The organism is Pseudomonas sp. H3_C08, assembly GCF_054669455.1.
Genome location: NZ_CP162803.1, coordinates 2,470,805 through 2,488,857, shown reverse-complemented (window position 1 = coordinate 2,488,857; position 18,053 = coordinate 2,470,805). Strand labels below are relative to the sequence as shown.

Sequence of the window (18,053 nt, the reverse complement as noted above, 5' to 3'; positions counted from 1 at the left end):
GCGTCATGGCGCGATAACTATGTACCGCAGAGGCGTTCGCCCGGGATGGTCTGCTGACGCTCCATTTACAGGAGCGATGTATGTCCCCCGATTCCAGCCCCCAGCAGGTCAACGACAAACCAGCCAAACCTGTGGTCACGGGCAGTCTCCACGCTGAGTATCTCGAAGGCGCGGTTCCGCAATGGCTGGTCGACGCTGCTGCGCAAAGGAAGGATGAGATCAGACAGGCCAGGCCAGTGATACCGGCCTGGTACAGACAAGCGTCGTCGCAGCAACGCCAGGCGCTGGACAGCAGTTTCAGGAACAGTGTCCTGGCCCAGTCTGCACTGGACAAAACAATGTCTCCGCTCAAGGACATCGACGCGTTTGCCCGCCCGCTACTGACGCAAGCGCTGCAAGAACGCTGCAAGGTCACTGTCGATGTCGACAAGACGTTCCTCAGCCTCCGGCGTTCTTTGACCATGGGTATTTTCAGTGTGGAAATCGGCTCGTTCGAAGTCTTGAACCTGACGATGCTTCAGGCTGCACTGCACAATTTCGAAATCCGCGAATGCCTGCCCGGTGCCTTTCACGACAGTTCGGGTTTTGAGGAAGAAACCACCACGGCCGGTACTTTTGCGCCCGTAACGGTCAACCTGACCGTCATGGAGTTTCTGCGTTTGTGCCGTCATCTGGATCTTGGCGCGAAGTACCAGGCGTATCTCAAGGCGTTTTTCCACACTGCCGACCCAGACCTGGCAAAGACATTGCGCTCGCAGTTCATTGCCAGCCAGAAAGCCGCCATGCGGGCGGCGGCCGAGCAAGCGTTGCTGACCAAGGATATTCGGTCTGAGGAACACGCGATGATCGTCTCGGTCATCGACGGTGAAAAACATCCTGAGGTGAGCGGCAGGCAGGTCTGGTTTCACGATTTGAGTCTGATGCGGCACAGACTGACCGGCTGCGTCGCTTTTGCTATTGGCCAGAGGCGTCGCGCCCCTGAAGCAGTCATTGTCTACGTGCCCAATGATCCCGAGCATCCGCTGAAGCGCTACACCGGGACGCAAATGGAGGAGACGTTCAAGCGCCGATTGACCGCCCGGGATACACAAGCGGAGCAGAGTGCCGGGCCGACGCCGTACCAGCAGTTCATCAGCCAGTTCCTGGATTATGACCAGCGCCCTTACTATTTCAGTCAGTTCGTGCGCGAGTCAGCCGATTCGCCGCCGAATATCATTTCGTCGCCCTGGCGCAGAGTTCCGGCGGCATTCGGTATGTTGTCGGCTTTTGTCGATTTCAAGGAGTTGCCACCTGAGTATCCGCCAATGGAACCAGAGCCTGACCCTTATATTGCCGTCTCGATCATGGCGCACAATGAGCGCGATCCATGGGCTGAAAACAGCGACCTCTGGGCCAGGCTCTATACGCAGCATTGCGAAAAAGTGCTGGCCGATGCCCGTAGTCATGCGGTGCCGTCGAGTGACATCGACGCCAAGGTGCGCGATGCAAAACTTGCGGCCCTGCTGCAAGTCGGGCTGCTGGTGCTCAACCTGGTGTCCATGTTCGTGCCGGTACTCGGCGAGGTCATGCTGGCGATCATGGCGGGGCAACTGCTGTACGAAACCTTCGAGGGCGCGCTCGAATGGAGTGAGGGCGACAAGCACGCAGCCAAGGCGCATTTGATCGATGTCGCGGAAAACCTCGCACTCCTCGGTGTAATGAGCGCCGCCGGGGCAGGTCTTCGCAAGCTCGGCGCGGTCAAGCCGGAACCGGTGATCGAGGACTTGCACCCGGTGACCTTGCCCAACGGCGAAACACGCCTGTGGAACCCAGACCTCAGCGGCTACCAGCAAGACATCAGCTTGAGTGACGCGACCGGGCCGGATCAGTCGGGCCGGTATCAACTCGACGGCAAGACTTACCTGCGTCAGGGCGAAAAGGTCTACGAGCTGATTGTCGATCCGAGCACAGCGCAGTGGCGGATCAAACATCCCGCTGAGCCCAACGCTTACCAGCCAGTGCTGCAACACAATGGCCAGGGTGCCTGGCGCCATACGCTGGAACAACCGATGAGCTGGAATCGCCTGACGCTGTTGCGGCGCATGGGGCATGTGACCGATGGGCTCTCTGATGAAATGTTGCTGACGCTGGCCGATGTCAGCGGCGTCAGCGAAAACAGCTTACGCAAGATGCACCTGGATCACGCGTCCGCGCCGCCCGAGTTGCGCGACGCCCTGCGCTTGTTCAAAGCTGATGCACAAGCCGTGCAAATGATCGAGCAATTGCGCGGCGCGACACCGATTGATGACCGTTATTTGCTGGCTTTGCCGCTGGTCACGCAAATGCCGCGCTGGCCCTACGATCGGGTATTGGAGGTCTTCGCCGGCCCCGAGCTGTCAGGGCCGTCGATTCGCTATGGCAGCGAAAAAGTCGTGCCCGGAGTCAGCATCAAGCCAGCGATCCAGCTCACGCGCACACAGGTGCTGAATGGGCAAATGCCCGAACGGATTCTTGCGGCACTGGAAGAGAACGAGATCAACTATTTGCTTGGCAGGGAAACCGCGCAATTTCGTGTAGCGCGGCCCGAGGCGTTCGGCCAGCAGATGACGGAGCATGTTTATACGCGCCAGGCTTCAATTGTTGAGAGTCTGTACCGCAGCAGTGAGCCGGACAGTGTTCGCCTGCGTATCCTGCGGCGCGAAACGCCTGGTCTGAGCGAGGCCGCGGCGCAGGATGTGCTCGATCACGCCACACCGGCAGAACGGGTGCGTCTGGACACAACCAGGCGGGCACCGCTGAACATGCTTGAAGAAGCGCGCTGGCATGCCGGTCGCGGCCGCCAGACGCGTGCATTTGCCGGTTTGCACAGCGAAAACCTCGCGTCGGCGGATAGCCGCCGCCTCGCATTACATGCGATGTCAAAGTTACCGGGCTGGCCGCAGTCGTTACGTCTGGAAATTCGCGCGGGCAGTCCGACTGGCGCGTTGCTCGACAGCCTCGGTGAAAACACCGCAGCCAACCGAAAGTATCTAATCAAGGACGGGCTGTTTTACCAGGCCTTCGACGATCGAGGGCAACCGCTCAACAGCACGCCCAGACCGGCTGACAGCTTTTACCGCGCGATCATGCGTGTGCTGCCCGATGACAATGCCGCCGCGATGGGATTGAGCGATGGCAGCCGAAGTCATGCGTTGCAGCGCAAGGTTATCGAGTCTGCGTTCAAGCACCGTGAGGGCGTTGCGCAATTGCTGGCGCCACAGGCCAAGCGGTTCAAAGCACCGAGCCGAATCGGCGCCACGCTGAAGGGCTATTACGCGAGCGGGCGTGGCTCCGGCCTGCTTCCCTCGCTTTGGGTGCGGGTGATGGAGCTCTATCCGGGCCCGCAACAGGCGGAGGCATTTCTCCAGCAGCAACGTGGCCGGACCGACCAGCAAATCTTCTCGGTGTTGCAGATGCGCCAACGTGAGTGGGAAGGGCTCAACGCTGCGCTTGACCATTGGCAGGCCGGTCCGTCCGGCAGCGAGGCTGCACAGGGCAGGGCGCGGTTTGCCCAGGCCGTGCGCGACGCATGGCGCAATGCGCCGCTCGCCGCGCAGGTTCCGGACGCGGCACGCTTGGCGCTGGTGTGTGATGCGCCGTTGCCAGAGCTGAACACTTCTTTTGCACACATACGTGAGCTGTCGGTGGCTGGCAGCGGCTTGACGGACGCCAATGCGGATGCCTTTCTGGCGCAATTTCCCGAGGTGACCCATCTGTCGATAGGCAACCTTGAGCGTGGTCTGGAATATCTATCGTCCAGAACCCGGCCGCTCACTTCAGTGCCGTCGGCGGTCGCCCGGTTGCCCCGGCTTGTCAGTCTGCGCTTTTCCACCCATGCGCCAGCACTGGCAGCGGACTTTCCGGCAACGCTGGGTACGCTTACGTCGCTGGAAACGCTACATCTCGACTATGCCGGCTTCGACGCCAGAAGCCTGCATGCGCTGGATCTGAGCCCTTTGCGGCACTTGCGCTCCTTGCGCATCGACGCGCCCTATGCGTTATGGCAATGGCCGGCGTACGTCGAGCGGCTCGCGCAACTGGAACGTCTGGATCTGACGCACAGCGCAATACGCACGCTGCCCGAATCGCTGTATAGCGGACAAGAGCGGCTCTGGGCCGGACTGTCGCTGGACTGGGCGGCGCTGGCTCCGGCGCAGTTCATGCGTGCTTACGAATATGTCCGCAACTACTCCGGTGAGCTCGGCCATCTGGTCGATCTGAATCAGATGGTCAGCCAGTATTGCCGGGCGGAGCTGGACTTCATGGCGACCTTGCCCGATCTGCTCGATCCCTTACCGGCAAGCTTCGATGCCGCATGGACAACGCCCGAGGCGAGAATGACGGCGATTACCCGACTCAGGGCTGAACACGACGCAATCTTTGCCCAATTTCATATGCCGGCGCATCCGCAGGCGATGCGCTCTGCAGGGCTTCGCTGGCAATGGGCAACGGGGCGCAACGCGGGGACTTTACGCGCCCTCAAGCAAAGCTGGAATGCCGCCATCCGCCAACGTTATGGCGTGCCCGGCGACATTGCCACGTTCGAATTGCCTGTATCGAGAGTGGGGCTGATTGAACAGGCAGGCATGGAGCAGATCATCGAATTGCCAGCATTGCCGGCCGGCAGCTTTGCCCATGTCCGCACGCTGCGTCTGGGGCAACTGGACGTTCCCGTCGAACAGGCGCGTGCCTTTATCCGGGGGTTCAGTGCGACCGAAACGCTGGTCATGGCGGGGAACAACTTCACCGAGTTGCCGTTCGCTGCCGCTGATCTGCCAGCGTTGAGACAACTCGATGTATCGGCCAACAGCATCGTGATCACCCCGGCGGTGCAGGCACAATTCAATGGCTTGCAACGACTCGGCAGCCTGAACCTGCAAGCAAACCCGCTGGGCCAACTGGATGTAAGCGCCTTCAGCCACCTTCAGGCGCTGAACCTCAGAGCAACGCGGTTGCAAGCCTGGCCTGCCGGTGCCGAGCGTCTCGAGCGGTTGTACTGGCTCGACTTGCGTGACAACGCGATCGCAGCGCTCCCGCCACAAGCCTTGGCCGATCCGCACGCGCTGATGAAAGTCAATCTGAGCGGCAATGCTTTCAGTCCTGCCGGTGAGGTTGCCCTGAACGCCGCGTTGCAGCGCATCGAACACAGCTTCGTGTTACCCGAAGGCACACTCGCACGTTTTGCCGAGGAGCCCGTCCCGGACAACATTTTGCCGAGCCAGTCGGGCTGGTCGTTGACGAGCTTGTTATTGAAGCTTCCCGAACAGCGTATCGCATCCCCGGGCGAAGCCGGGAGACTGACCAATCTGCAGCGCCTGCATCCGGGCATGACGCAGGAACGCGCCGTGCAGGTATTGCAGAACCTGCGTGAAACAGGTTTGAGCAGTGGGCAAATAGATGTGCAGATCGCTCAATGGCATCAGGCTTGCGAAGGGCTGACCCGGCAGTTGAATGGCTGGCTGTTTACGCGGGGTGTACCCACAGGCGAGCGCCGAGTATCTGCGCAAAGCCGTTCCCGCGCGGCGGTACGTATCCGCGAAGCCTGGCGTGCGGGACTCGGACATAGCCCCGGTGCAGAAGGGCTGACACTTGGCCTTGAGGGCTTGCAGACTGGCGACTTGCCAAGCCTGACGGTGCCGCTTGCGAGCGTCACCACGCTGGATCTGAGTGGTGTGGGTATGACCTCCGCCGGCGCATCCGGTTTTCTGGGAGCCTTTGCCAATCTCAGGACATTGAGACTGAGTGGCAATGAGCTGACGGCTGTTCCAGAGCCACTGCTGCGCATGAGTCAGCTGGAACGTCTGGAAATGCAATATTGCGACCTGTCCAGCGCCACCAGCGTCTATCCGTTGCTCGGTAGTATCCGGTTGCGCTGGCTCGACCTCAGTTATAACGAACTTCAGGTTTTCAACCCGCCTGGATCAGGTGCTGTCGAAACGCTTGATCTGCGCTTCAACCAGCTGATTGATTGGCCCGGTGGAGCACTCGAGGCGCCAAACCTGCGGACGTTGAACCTCAGTGGCAACGACATTACCGAGATTCCCGATGAACTCTTCGACGGTAGTCACGCGCAACTGATCGCGGGCACGGACTTGTCGGAGAACACTGAACTGTCACTTCACGCGTTACAGCGACTCAGGTTCCAAAGCCGCGTCAACCACGCTCCAGAGATACTGGGCATTGCGCGTGAGGACATTGACGGCATGATTGACGCGCACGTCTTCGGCATCGACGAAAGCGGTTTTTCAGAGTCGGGCAGTGACAGCAACGGTTCTGCTGAGGGGGCTGTCGGCGTTGACATATATGCCGTGGTGGCGCCCGTCGAACCCGTCTCTAATCCGGCTCTGGCTATATCGCCTGAAGCATTGAATCCCTGGCTTGCGGGTGCTCCGCCGGCATTGGCCTCCACGCGAACAACCCTTTGGACGCGGTTGGCGGAAGAGCCCAATCACGAGCGCTTTTTTCAGCTGATCTACCTGTTGCGTTATGCCCAGGACTTCCGGATTGCGCGCGCCGAACTGACCCATCGGTTGTGGCGTGTCATGGAGGCTGCCAGTGAGAACAGCGAACTGCGCGAATTGATGTTCCACAACGCCGAGACGCACGGTGCGTGTCCGGATGGCCGAATCCTGACGTTCAGCGAGCTGGAGGTTCGCGCTTATGAATACACCGCACTGCGCGATATTCCGCACGACCGTCCGGACCTTCGCGGGCGAGCCTTGCTCGATCTGACTCGGCGGCTGTTTCGACTGGAACGGGTCGACAGGCTGGCAGAAGTCGCCGGACGCCATCAAGACCGGGCGCAAATCCGCCTGCGTTACCGGCTTGGCATGACTCGCGGCTGGCCGGACGGGCTGGAGTTGCCGGGTCAGCCAGAACACTCGCTATACGACACGCCGATCAGCGGGCAGCGCTTGATCAATGCTCGGGCTGCGGTATTGGCGGATGAGGCGTCCAGCCTGTTTCTGGACGATCTGATTTCGCGTGACTACTGGAGCCGTTACCTGAAAGATATTTACCCTGACGTTTTCGACGAACTGGAACGCAACGCCACACAACGCCTGGAAGAGGTCGAGGACGCCCATCCGGACAAACACGGCGATGAAGCGTCGCGCGAGCGCTATCTAGAGGCCATGAACCTGCTGGAGATCGAGTTGGCGCTGGCACGCGCCGACAGGCTGAAGGAACTGTCCCGAACGGAATTGCAAAAGCTGGCGACGGTGGTTATCGATGCACCACCCGCGCCATCATCACCGCAACCGGGGCCCTCAAGACGCCAATGAATGCCTGAACGGACCTGGGACTGAGCTCCCAGATCCGTGGCGGGTTTCAGTTGTCGTAGCCGAGGTTCGGCGCCAGCCAGCGCTCGGTCACGCTCAGCTCCTGGCCTTTGCGCGAGGTGTAGCTTTGCACCTGATCCTTGTCGACCTTGCCCACGGCGAAGTACTGCGCTTGCGGGTGGGCGAAGTACCAGCCGCTGACCGCAGCCGCCGGGAACATCGCGTAGTGTTCGGTGAGGAACACACCACTGCGACCGGCGCGCATTTCTTCGGCTTGCGGATCGAGCAAGGCGAACAGCGCCGCTTTCTCGGTGTGATCCGGGCACGCCGGGTAACCCGGAGCAGGGCGGATGCCGCTGTATTGCTCTTTGATCAGCGCGTCGTTATCGAGCTCTTCGTCCTTGGCATAACCCCAGTGCTCTTTACGCACTTGCTGGTGCAGCCACTCGGCGCAGGCCTCGGCCAAACGGTCGGCCAGGGCTTTGACCATGATCGAGTTGTAGTCGTCGCCAGCGTCTTGATAAGCCTTGGCCACTTCTTCGGCGCCGATGCCGGCGGTGGTGATGAAACCACCGACGTAGTCGGTCACTTCGCTGTCCTTCGGCGCTACGAAGTCAGCCAGCGAGAAGTTTGGTTTGCCGTCGGTCTTGATGATCTGCTGGCGCAGGTGATGCAGCTTGGCCAATGGCTTGCCGTCATCGCCGTACAGTTCGATGTCGTCGTCATGTACTTGATTGGCCGGCCAGAAGCCTAACACCGCACGGGCGCTGATCAGCTTCTCGTCGATCAGCTTGGCGAGCATCTCCTGCGCGTCCTTGTACAGCGCGGTGGCGGCCTCACCGACCACTTCATCTTCGAGGATGCGCGGGAACTTGCCAGCCAGGTCCCACGAAATGAAGAACGGCGTCCAGTCGATGTATTCGGCCAAGACCTTGAGGTCGATGTTGTCCAGTACCTTGCTGCCGGTGAAGGTCGGTTTGACCGGCTGATAATTGGCCCAGTCGAACTGTGGCTTCTTGGCGATGGCCGCTGCGTAGCTCAGGCGCTCGGTGCGGGCGCTGCGGTTCGAGGTACGTTCGCGCACATCGATGTATTCCAGACGCGTCTTTTCGACGAAACCGGCCTTCAATTCTTTCGACAGCAACTGCGTCGCCACGCCCACTGCACGGGAGGCGTCGGTCACGTAGACCACGGCATCGTTGCTGTACTTCGGCTCGATCTTCACCGCCGTGTGCGCTTTGGAAGTGGTCGCGCCACCGATCATCAGCGGCAGGTGAAAGTCCTGGCGCTGCATTTCACGGGCAACGTGAACCATTTCGTCCAGAGAAGGCGTGATCAGGCCGGAGAGACCGATGATGTCGCATTTCTGTTCTTTGGCGACCTGCAGAATCTTCTCCGCCGGGACCATCACGCCAAGGTCGACGATGTCATAGCCGTTGCAACCAAGTACCACACCGACAATGTTTTTGCCGATGTCGTGCACGTCGCCTTTCACGGTTGCCATGAGGATCTTGCCTTTGGCTTCCGGCTTGTCGCCTTTTTCCAGTTCGATGAACGGGATCAAGTGCGCCACCGCCTGCTTCATCACTCGCGCGGATTTCACCACTTGCGGGAGGAACATTTTGCCGGCGCCGAACAGGTCGCCGACGATGTTCATGCCGGACATCAGCGGGCCTTCGATCACTTCGATCGGGTGCGCGAACGACTGACGCGATTCTTCGGTGTCTTCTACGATATGCGTGGTGATGCCTTTGACCAGCGCATGTTCCAGACGCTTGTTGACCTCCCAACTGCGCCACTCTTCGGTCTCGGCTTCCTTGACGCTGCCGTCGCCCTTGTACTTGTCGGCGATGGCGAGGAGGGCGTCGGTGCCTTCTGGCGTGCGGTTGAGAATCACATCTTCCACGGCGTCGCGCAGTTCCTGCGGGATCTGGTCGTAGATCTCCAACTGCCCGGCGTTGACGATGCCCATGGTCAGGCCCGCGCGGATCGCGTACAGCAGGAACACCGAGTGGATCGCCTCACGCACCGGGTTGTTGCCACGGAACGAGAATGACACGTTGGACACGCCGCCCGAGGTCAGCGCATACGGCAGTTCGTCGCGGATGTAGGCGCAGGCGTTGATGAAGTCCACCGCGTAGTTGTTGTGTTCTTCAATACCGGTAGCGACGGCGAAGATGTTCGGGTCGAAGATGATGTCTTCCGGCGGGAAGCCGACTTCGTTGACCAGAATGTCGTAGGAGCGTTTGCAGATTTCTTTCTTGCGCGCTTCGGTGTCGGCCTGGCCAGCTTCGTCGAACGCCATCACCACCACGGCCGCGCCGTAGCGTTTGCACAGCTTGGCGTGATGGATGAACTGCTCGACGCCTTCTTTCATGCTGATCGAGTTGACGATGCCCTTGCCCTGAATGCACTTGAGGCCGGCTTCGATCACTTCCCATTTCGACGAGTCGATCATGATCGGCACGCGGGAGATGTCCGGTTCACCGGCAATCAGATTGAGGAAGGTCACCATGGCCTTCTTCGAATCGAGCATGCCTTCGTCCATGTTGATGTCGATCACCTGCGCGCCGGCCTCGACCTGTTGCAGGGCGACTTCGAGAGCTTCGGTGTAGTTGTCTTCACGGATCAGACGGGCGAACTTGGCCGAACCGGTGATGTTGGTACGCTCGCCAACGTTAACGAACAGCGAGTTGCGATCGATGGTGAACGGTTCCAGACCCGAGAGGCGGCAAGCCTTCGGAATATCCGGAATCTGACGCGGCGCGTAACCGGCGACGGCTTTGGCGATGGCTTCGATGTGCCCCGGGGTGGTGCCGCAGCAACCGCCGACGATGTTGAGGAAGCCGCTCTGGGCGAATTCTTCGATGACTTTGGCGGTTTCCGACGGCAGTTCGTCGTACTCGCCAAACTCGTTCGGCAGGCCGGCATTCGGGTGCGCGGATACGTGGGTGCTGGCCTTGTTCGACAGCTCTTCCAGGTACGGACGCAGCTCACTGGCGCCGAGCGCACAGTTGAGACCAACGGAGATTGGCTTGGCGTGCGCCACGGAGTTCCAGAACGCTTCGGTGGTTTGCCCCGACAGGGTCCGGCCGGAGGCGTCAGTGATCGTGCCGGAAATCATGATCGGCAGTTCGATGTGCAGCTCTTCGAACACGCCTTGCACGGCGAAGATCGCCGCTTTGGCGTTGAGGGTGTCGAAAATGGTTTCGATCAGGATCAGATCCGCGCCGCCTTCGATCAGGCCTTTGGTGGCTTCGGTGTAGTTTTCCACCAGTTCATCAAAGGTGACGTTGCGGTAGCCCGGGTTGTTGACGTCGGGCGACAGCGAGCAGGTGCGGCTGGTCGGGCCGAGCACGCCGGCGACGAAGCGCGGCTTGGCCGGGTTCTCGGCGGTCTTGGCGTCGGCAACCTTGCGCGCCAGACGTGCGCCTTCTACGTTTAGCTCGTACGCCAGTTCTTCCATGCCGTAGTCGGCCATGGAAATGCGCGTGGCGTTGAACGTGTTGGTTTCGAGGATGTCGGCGCCGGCATCCAGATAGGCTTTCTCGATGCCGCCGATCACGTCCGGACGGGTGATGACCAGCAGGTCGTTGTTGCCCTTGACGTCACTCGGCCAGTCGGCGAAGCGTTTGCCGCGATAGTCCTGCTCTTCGAGCTTGTAGCTCTGGATCATCGTGCCCATACCGCCATCGAGTATCAGGATGCGCTCTTTGAGAGCTTGCTTGAGAGCTTGAAGGCGGACGCTGCGATCGGACATTTGGACTACTCGGAAAGACCATTACGAAGGAGCGGGATCATAGCAAACCTGTGCGCTTTTAGAGCATGTTGGGCTTTTGCATGAATATCGCTCATGTTGGTACGAGCGTCATACTGTAGAATCGCGGCGTTTTTTTCAGGATCGGGATCAAGGGCATGTCGTACCGCGTCATCAGCATTTTTTTGCTGCTTTTAAGCTGGGGCGCCGTTGCGCAGGAACCCACGATCTCATATAGCCGTGATATCCAACCGATCTTCACCGAGAAGTGCGTGGCCTGCCATGCGTGTTACGACTCGGCCTGCCAGTTGAATCTGGGCAGCGGTGAGGGCGCGGCCCGTGGTGCGAGCAAAATGCCGGTCTACGACGGCGAGCGCACACAAGCGGCACCCACCACCCGACTGTTTTACGATGCCTTCGGTAAACGTGCCTGGCAGCAAAAAGACTTCTATTCGGTGCTCGATGCCCAAGGCAGCCAGGCTGCGCTGATGGCGCGCATGCTTGAACTTGGGCACAAGACGCCACTGACGCCGAACGCCAAGCTCCCGGAAGACATCGTGCTGGGTCTGAACCGCGAAAACCTGTGCGCGATGCCCGCCGAGTTCGAAGGCTATGCCGGCGCGCATCCGAAAGAAGGCATGCCGCTGGCAGTCACCGGGCTGACCGATCAGCAATATCAGACGCTGCAACGCTGGCTGGCCTCGGGTGCGCCGATTGACGAACAAGGCCTGGCGCCAAGCACCAAAGAGGCGCTGCAGATCGTCCAGTGGGAAAACCTGCTCAACACTCCCGGCGCACGGCAAAGTCTGGTCGGTCGCTGGTTGTACGAGCATTGGTACCTTGCGCATATCTATTTCAAGGACGGCGAGCCGGGCCATTATTTCCAGTGGGTACGTTCGCGCACGCCGACCGGGCAGCCGATCGACCTGATCGCCACCCGTCGCCCCAACGATGATCCGGGCACTCAGGTGTATTACCGCTTGTGGCCGGTGCAAGGGGTGATCGTGCACAAGACCCACATCACCTATCCGTTGAGCGCGGCGAAAATGGCGCGGGTCAAAAGTCTGTTCTATAGCGGTAACTGGCAGGTTAATGCCTTGCCCGGTTACGGCCCGCAGAGCCGCGCCAACCCGTTCGCCACATTTGAAGCGATCCCGGCGCAGGCGCGTTATCAGTTCATGCTCGACAACGCCGAATACTTTGTCCGCACCTTCATTCGCGGCCCGGTGTGCCGTGGGCAGATCGCCACCGACGTGATCCGTGACAACTTCTGGGCGCTGTTCCAGGCGCCGGAACATGACCTCTATATCACTGACCCGAACTATCGCGGCCAGGCCACGCCGTTGCTGGCCATGCCCGGGCAGAACGATGACGTCGGCAGCGTACTGAGCCTGTGGCGCAACTACCGTGACAAACGAAACGAATACGAAGCCTTGCGCCGCGACAGCTACGCTGATTTGCCGGCGCCCAGCTGGTCGACCCTGTGGGCCGGCAACGACAACGCGCTGTTGAGCATTTTCCGCCACTTCGACAGCGCCTCGGTGACCAAAGGCCTGATCGGCGAGGTGCCGCAGACAATGTGGCTGTTCGACTATCCGCTGCTCGAACGCACCTATTACCAGTTGGCAGTCAACTTCGACGTGTTCGGCAACGTCTCGCATCAGGCGCAAACCCGTCTGTATTTCGATTTGATCCGCAATGGCGCCGAGCAAAACTTCCTGCGCCTGATGCCGGCCGACTCCCGAGAGGATTACCTCGACGATTGGTATCAGAACAGCGGCCAGTTCAAGATGTGGCTCGATTACGAAGCGATCGACGACGACAAGCCGACGGCACTGAAACTTGATGAGAAAGACCCGAAATACGACTTCGCCATGCAGTTGCTGGCGCGTTACGGTGATCTCAATGCGCACCCGGATCCGATCAACCGCTGCGATGGGGCTTACTGCTCGCGGCCGAATATTGACCCGGCCCTGCAAAATGCCGAGCAGGCGCTGAGCCGCCTGACCTCGCGTCCGGCGGCCGGTTTGAAGGTCATCGACCAACTGCCGGAAGCCACCATGCTGCGCATTGCAACCGCCAACGGCAAACGCGAGGTCTACAGCCTGTTGCGCAACCGCGCGCACAGCAACGTGGCGTTCCTGCTTGGTGAGTCGCTGCGCTATCAGCCCGGGCTGGACACGATCACCATTTACCCGGGCGTGCTCAGCAGCTATCCGAACTTCATCTTTAATGTCCCGGCCGATCAGGTGCCGGAGTTTGTCGATGCAATGGAAAACGCCAAGGACGCCAATCGTTTCGAAAAAATCGTCGAACGCTGGGGTATTCGGCGCAGTCACCCGCAATTCTGGTTCTATTTCCACGATCTGAGCCAATACCTGCACGAAACCGACCCGGTGGAAGAGGGCGTGCTGGACATGAACCGCTACGAGAATCTTTGATCGTTTCAGATTGGCCTGCTGTCCCAACTTGAAGCAACACAACCAAACCCTTGTAGGAGTGAGCCTGCTCGCGATGGCGGCGGTACATTCAACATCTTTAGTGCCTGATTTTCCGCTATCGCGAGCAGGCTCACTCCTACAAGGGATCTGAGGTGGATTCAGGAATTGTGATCGGGAGCAGGTGATGTTGATTTCAGTGCAAGCCCTGCGTGCGCTGGCCGCGTGGACGGTGGTCTGCCACCACTTCATGCAGATTTTTTTTGACTTCAAGGCGCGCGGACCGGTCGGCCAGTTCTTTATCGACAAAGGCGCGGTGGGCGTCGACATTTTCTTTGTCATCAGCGGGTTGGTGATTTTCCTCTCGACCGAAAACAAACCGCTGCCGCCCGCGCGTTTCCTGCTGTACCGGCTGTTTCGCATCGTCCCGGCGTACTGGCTGTACACGCTGCTGATGGCGCTGCTGGTGGTGTTCGCCCAACCTTTGCTGCCGGATCAGACGGTGGACTGGGGCCATCTGCTGCTGTCGTTGCTGTTCATTCCTACCGAGAATCCTGGCGGCTACGGTATCTATCCGACGTTGAATGTCGGCTGGACACTGAATTACGAAATGCTTTTCTACGTGCTGTTTGCCTGGGCGCTGCTGTTTCGTTTGCAGGTGCGCCTGCTGGTGGTCGCCGCGCTGCTCTTTGCCGTGTGTCAGGCCTGGACCGGGTTTGGCTGGGTCAGCGCGTTCTATCGCTCGGACATCGTTTATGAGTTTCTGCTGGGGATCGGCATTGGCATGCTCTATCGGCGGGGCTGGATCGGCCCCGGTTTTTGGTTGCCGCTGACTTGCATCGTCGTGGCACTGCTGGCGATTTATTACTTGGCACCGGCGCCAAGGCTGCTGAGCTGGGGCGTGCCGAGTGCAGTGCTGGTCATGGCGTGTATCTCACTTGAGCGTTATGTCGAGCGCAGCCGAATGCTCAAACTGCTTGGCGATTGCTCGTATTCGGTTTACCTGATGCACGTGCTGGTGCTGTCGACGGGGGGATTTATCGCGCAGCGCTACGCGATCAACCCGTATTTGATGTTTGCCGTGTGCGCGCTGGCGATTGGCGTTGGCTCGTGGTTGAGCTACGAATGGGTGGAAAAGCGCAGTTACCATTGGCTCAAGGCGCGGGTTGACATGGAGCCGGACGAGAATCTTTCCCGACAAAAATACTAGGACTTTGTCCGGCGCAATGATTGGCGTAAACTGCGCCCAAGCCTGCGAGGAGTTTCCATGACCGCTATTACCATTACCGACGCCGCCCACGATTACCTGGCTGATCTGCTCTCCAAGCAGAACACCCCGGGCATCGGCATCCGCGTCTTCATCACCCAGCCTGGCACCCAGTACGCTGAAACCTGCATTGCCTACTGCAAGCCGGGCGAAGAAAAACCTGAAGACACCGCGCTGGGGCTGAAAAGCTTCACCGCGTATATCGATCACTTCAGCGAAGCGTTTCTCGATGACGCCGTTGTCGACTACGCCACCGACCGCATGGGCGGCCAGCTGACCATCAAGGCGCCGAACGCCAAAGTACCGATGGTCAACGCCGACAGCCCGGTCAACGAGCGCATCAACTATTACCTGCAAACCGAAATCAACCCGGGGCTGGCCAGCCACGGCGGTCAGGTCAGCCTGATCGATGTGGTTGAAGACGGCATCGCCGTGTTGCAGTTCGGTGGCGGTTGCCAGGGCTGCGGCCAGGCGGACGTAACCTTGAAGGAAGGCATCGAGCGCACCTTGCTCGAGCGTATTCCGGAGCTGAAGGGCGTTCGCGACGTGACCGACCACACGCAGAAAGAAAACGCCTACTACTAAGGTGTTCGCTGCGGACATGAAAAACGGCGCCCCGTGAGCGCCGTTTTTTATGGGTGAAATTCAGGAATGCATTTGCGAGCAGGCTCGCTCCCACATTTGAAATACGATCAAATGTGGGAGCGAGCCTGCTCGCGAAAGGGCCTTTGATCGTTCCCACGCTCTGCGTGGGAATGCAGCCCGGGACGCTCCGCGTTCCAATTCATGGTCTGTAGAGGTGAGCATGCCCGGCGCGATACAGCGATGACTCGCTAAACACCTCGCTGCCCAGCACTCGGCCCACCAGAATCAACGCCGTACGCCGAAACCCTTTGGCCTCAACCTTTTCGGCAATATCCGCCAGCGTCCCCACCACCCAATCCTGATCAGGCCACGTCGCCCGGTGAATCACCGCAATCGGGCAATCCGCGCCGTAATGCGGCAGCAGTTCCACCAGAATCTTCGGCAAATGGTTAACGCCCAGATGAATCGCCATGGTCGCGCCATGCTGCGCCAGACTGCCAAGCTCTTCGCCTGCCGGCATCGCGGTTTTGTCGGCGTAGCGAGTCAGAATCACGCTTTGCGACACGTCCGGCAGCGTCAATTCCGCGCCAAGCAACGCCGCACAGGCTGCGGTGGCCGTCACGCCGGGAATGATCTCGAACGGAATATCCAGCTCACGCAGATAACGGATCTGCTCGCCAATCGCGCCATACAGACTCGGATCGCCGGAATGCACCCGCGCCACATCCTGACCCTTGGCATGCGCGGTCTTGATCAATTCGATGATCTGTTCCAGATGCAATTCGGCGCTGTTCACCACTGTTTCGGCTTGATGGCCGTCGAGTAACGCCGCCGGCACTAGCGAACCTGCGTAGATAATCACCGGGCAACTGCGAATCAGCCGCTGGCCTTTGACAGTGATCAATTCCGGGTCGCCGGGGCCGGCGCCGATGAAGTAGACGGTCATCGTTGAATCCTGAGTAAAAGAGGGCACGACTGCGTTGCAGATGAACAACGCTCATGATCAATGGCGGGGATTATCGGGATTTTACGCCGCGCCGGCCAATGCCAGCGTGGCCTGAGCGTATTTTTGCCGGGAGATCAGCAGTTTTGCCGGCGCTTGAATCAGCTGTTCAGCGAGCGCAAGCGCGGCACTTTCGGCGACGCCGTAGCAACCGGTGCGTTCGTAAGCAATCTGTGAATGGTGACTGAGCCGCTGTTGGTAGCTGGCCAGTTCGTCACTGCTGAAGTACAGCAGGGGCAGAGCCAGTTGTGCAGCAAGTTCTTGCAGGCCCGGCTCGTCGCGCTTCAAGTCGATACTGGCCAACGCTTTCACCGCCTCAAGCTCAATGCGATGCGCCTGTAACGCTTGATCGAGTAACGCGCGCAGCGTGCTGGCCGGGCAGCCGCGCTGGCAGCCCAGGCCGACCACGAAGGTCGGCGCTGCGCGGTCATCGGTCATGCGTGGTATTGACCAGCGCTTTTGCGGCGGAACAACCAGGCGCTGATCAGGCCCAGGGCCAGCCAGAACGCCACGTTGGTCAACTGCGAAGCGATTTTGAACTGAGCTTCGAGTGCTTCGGGGGCGAGCATCGAATGCACTTCCGGTTGCGGTGCGCCGATCACGTGGGGCACAGCGAGGATGGCCACACCGAGGACCTTCATCAGCCAGTGACGGCTGAACGCGATCAGCGACAGACCTACAGCCGTCGAAGCGGCCGTGCCGATCCACCACGTCTGCCGCGAAGCCAGATCAGCCGCAGCGGTGCCCGGCAGTTCTGGTGGCAGGCCCAAGGTCGGAGCAAGCACGAACGTCGCGTAACCGGCCAGGCCCCAGAGCAGGCCCTGCGAAGTTTTGGTCGGCGCGCGCAGGGTGTAGAGGCCGGCGAGCATCAGGGCGAAACCGACGGCTACGACCAGATTACCGCCAGTGGTCGAGACTACGCGCTGCCAGCCGTCTTCCGGCTCCCAGGCCTCGGCATCATGGGTGTGCGCAGCCACGCCAGCGGCATGTTCGTGAACCGCCACCGGCTCGGACTTCTCGAAGGTTTCCGCCTGCAGAATCAGCGGCGAAACCCAGAAGCTTTGCAGCAGAGTGAGGAGCAGGGCGGCCAGCAGACCAGAGAAACCTGCAGTTTGCGCGATACGCTTGATCATGTCGGCAGGTCTCAATGGCACGGGAACGCGGCGCTGTGGCGGGTATCGTGGGCGGCGTTGTGCACCGCTTCGATGTGCGAGAAACCGGCAAAGTAAACCAGACTGGCGCCGAGGATCGACGCAAAGATTGCGGCGGTCAGGCGTTGGCTCAGGGTGGTGGTGCTGGCGATTTTGTCCGTGTTGCTGCCGGTGCTGCTGATGATCGACATGGCGCTTCCCTCTGGAGTGTCAGCGGGTGAATAGAGCGCATGAAAACCCCTGCGGGTCGGGCTCGCAGAGGTTCGAACAGCGCCCGCCCACCGCGGGTTTGTTATGTGCAGCGCCGCACAAATGCGGGCTGTGTGTTGCGGGCCGGTCTCCGGGCTCACGAGGGGCTGGCGTCAGGCCGACCTGCAAGCGTCACCTTCCCATACCGTATTGGCACAGTGGTTTTGACGCTTCGCTCGCTTACCGTTGCGGGGGCAGCACCGGACTGACATGGGCTTGAGTAAAGCACATGATTCACCGGTTTCCCGTTTCACCCTGTGAAGGGCACCCGTAACAAGTTGTGTAGGAGAGCATGGGCGGGGGAT

9 protein-coding genes and 1 riboswitch are annotated in these 18,053 nt (G+C 60.1%); of the genes, 4 read left to right on the top strand and 5 right to left on the bottom strand.

Annotation, left to right across the window (positions count from 1 at the left end; translation table 11 throughout):
• The first annotated feature begins 80 nt into the window (after positions 1 to 80).
• On the top strand, positions 81 to 7,301 hold the full coding sequence (locus AB4N74_RS11490) for a dermonecrotic toxin domain-containing protein (protein WP_460100243.1): 7,221 nt from the start codon (positions 81 to 83) through the stop codon (positions 7,299 to 7,301).
• A 46-nt stretch (positions 7,302 to 7,347) separates the two neighbouring features.
• On the opposite strand, the gene metH is transcribed toward AB4N74_RS11490, so the two are convergent.
• Positions 7,348 to 11,058: a methionine synthase gene (gene metH / locus AB4N74_RS11485; RefSeq protein ID WP_460100239.1), complete on the bottom strand. Its 3,711-nt coding sequence runs from the start codon at positions 11,056 to 11,058 to the stop codon at positions 7,348 to 7,350.
• 155 nt (positions 11,059 to 11,213) lie between these two features.
• On the opposite strand from metH, the gene AB4N74_RS11480 reads away from it, so the two are divergent.
• The 3 genes from AB4N74_RS11480 (at position 11,214) to nfuA (ending at position 15,345) form a co-directional block, all read left to right on the top strand.
• Positions 11,214 to 13,496, top strand: a complete 2,283-nt coding sequence (locus tag AB4N74_RS11480; RefSeq protein ID WP_460100236.1) for a fatty acid cis/trans isomerase — start codon at positions 11,214 to 11,216, stop codon at positions 13,494 to 13,496.
• 184 nt (positions 13,497 to 13,680) lie between these two features.
• Positions 13,681 to 14,703, top strand: a complete 1,023-nt coding sequence (locus AB4N74_RS11475; protein WP_099756451.1) for an acyltransferase family protein — start codon at positions 13,681 to 13,683, stop codon at positions 14,701 to 14,703.
• Positions 14,704 to 14,760: 57 nt separating this feature from the next.
• Complete coding sequence (gene nfuA, locus AB4N74_RS11470; RefSeq protein ID WP_007912592.1) at positions 14,761 to 15,345, top strand: Fe-S biogenesis protein NfuA; 585 nt, start codon at positions 14,761 to 14,763, stop codon at positions 15,343 to 15,345.
• A gap of 199 nt (positions 15,346 to 15,544) precedes the next feature.
• On the opposite strand, the gene cobM is transcribed toward nfuA, so the two are convergent.
• The 4 genes from cobM to AB4N74_RS11450 all read right to left on the bottom strand — a co-directional run bounded on the left by cobM (position 15,545) and on the right by AB4N74_RS11450 (position 17,690).
• Positions 15,545 to 16,291, bottom strand: a complete 747-nt coding sequence (gene cobM / locus AB4N74_RS11465; RefSeq protein ID WP_460100233.1) for a precorrin-4 C(11)-methyltransferase — start codon at positions 16,289 to 16,291, stop codon at positions 15,545 to 15,547.
• Between the two features lie 81 nt (positions 16,292 to 16,372).
• Positions 16,373 to 16,786, bottom strand: a complete 414-nt coding sequence (locus AB4N74_RS11460) for a cobalamin biosynthesis protein (RefSeq protein ID WP_003225490.1) — start codon at positions 16,784 to 16,786, stop codon at positions 16,373 to 16,375.
• Positions 16,783 to 17,481, bottom strand: a complete 699-nt coding sequence (locus tag AB4N74_RS11455) for a CbtA family protein (protein ID WP_093430887.1) — start codon at positions 17,479 to 17,481, stop codon at positions 16,783 to 16,785. Before AB4N74_RS11455 ends, AB4N74_RS11460 begins: the two co-directional genes overlap by 4 nt.
• 11 nt (positions 17,482 to 17,492) lie before the next feature.
• Positions 17,493 to 17,690: a CbtB domain-containing protein gene (locus AB4N74_RS11450; RefSeq protein WP_093430890.1), complete on the bottom strand. Its 198-nt coding sequence runs from the start codon at positions 17,688 to 17,690 to the stop codon at positions 17,493 to 17,495.
• A 123-nt stretch (positions 17,691 to 17,813) separates the two neighbouring features.
• A riboswitch (cobalamin riboswitch) is annotated at positions 17,814 to 18,035 on the bottom strand.
• Positions 18,036 to 18,053 lie beyond the last annotated feature (18 nt).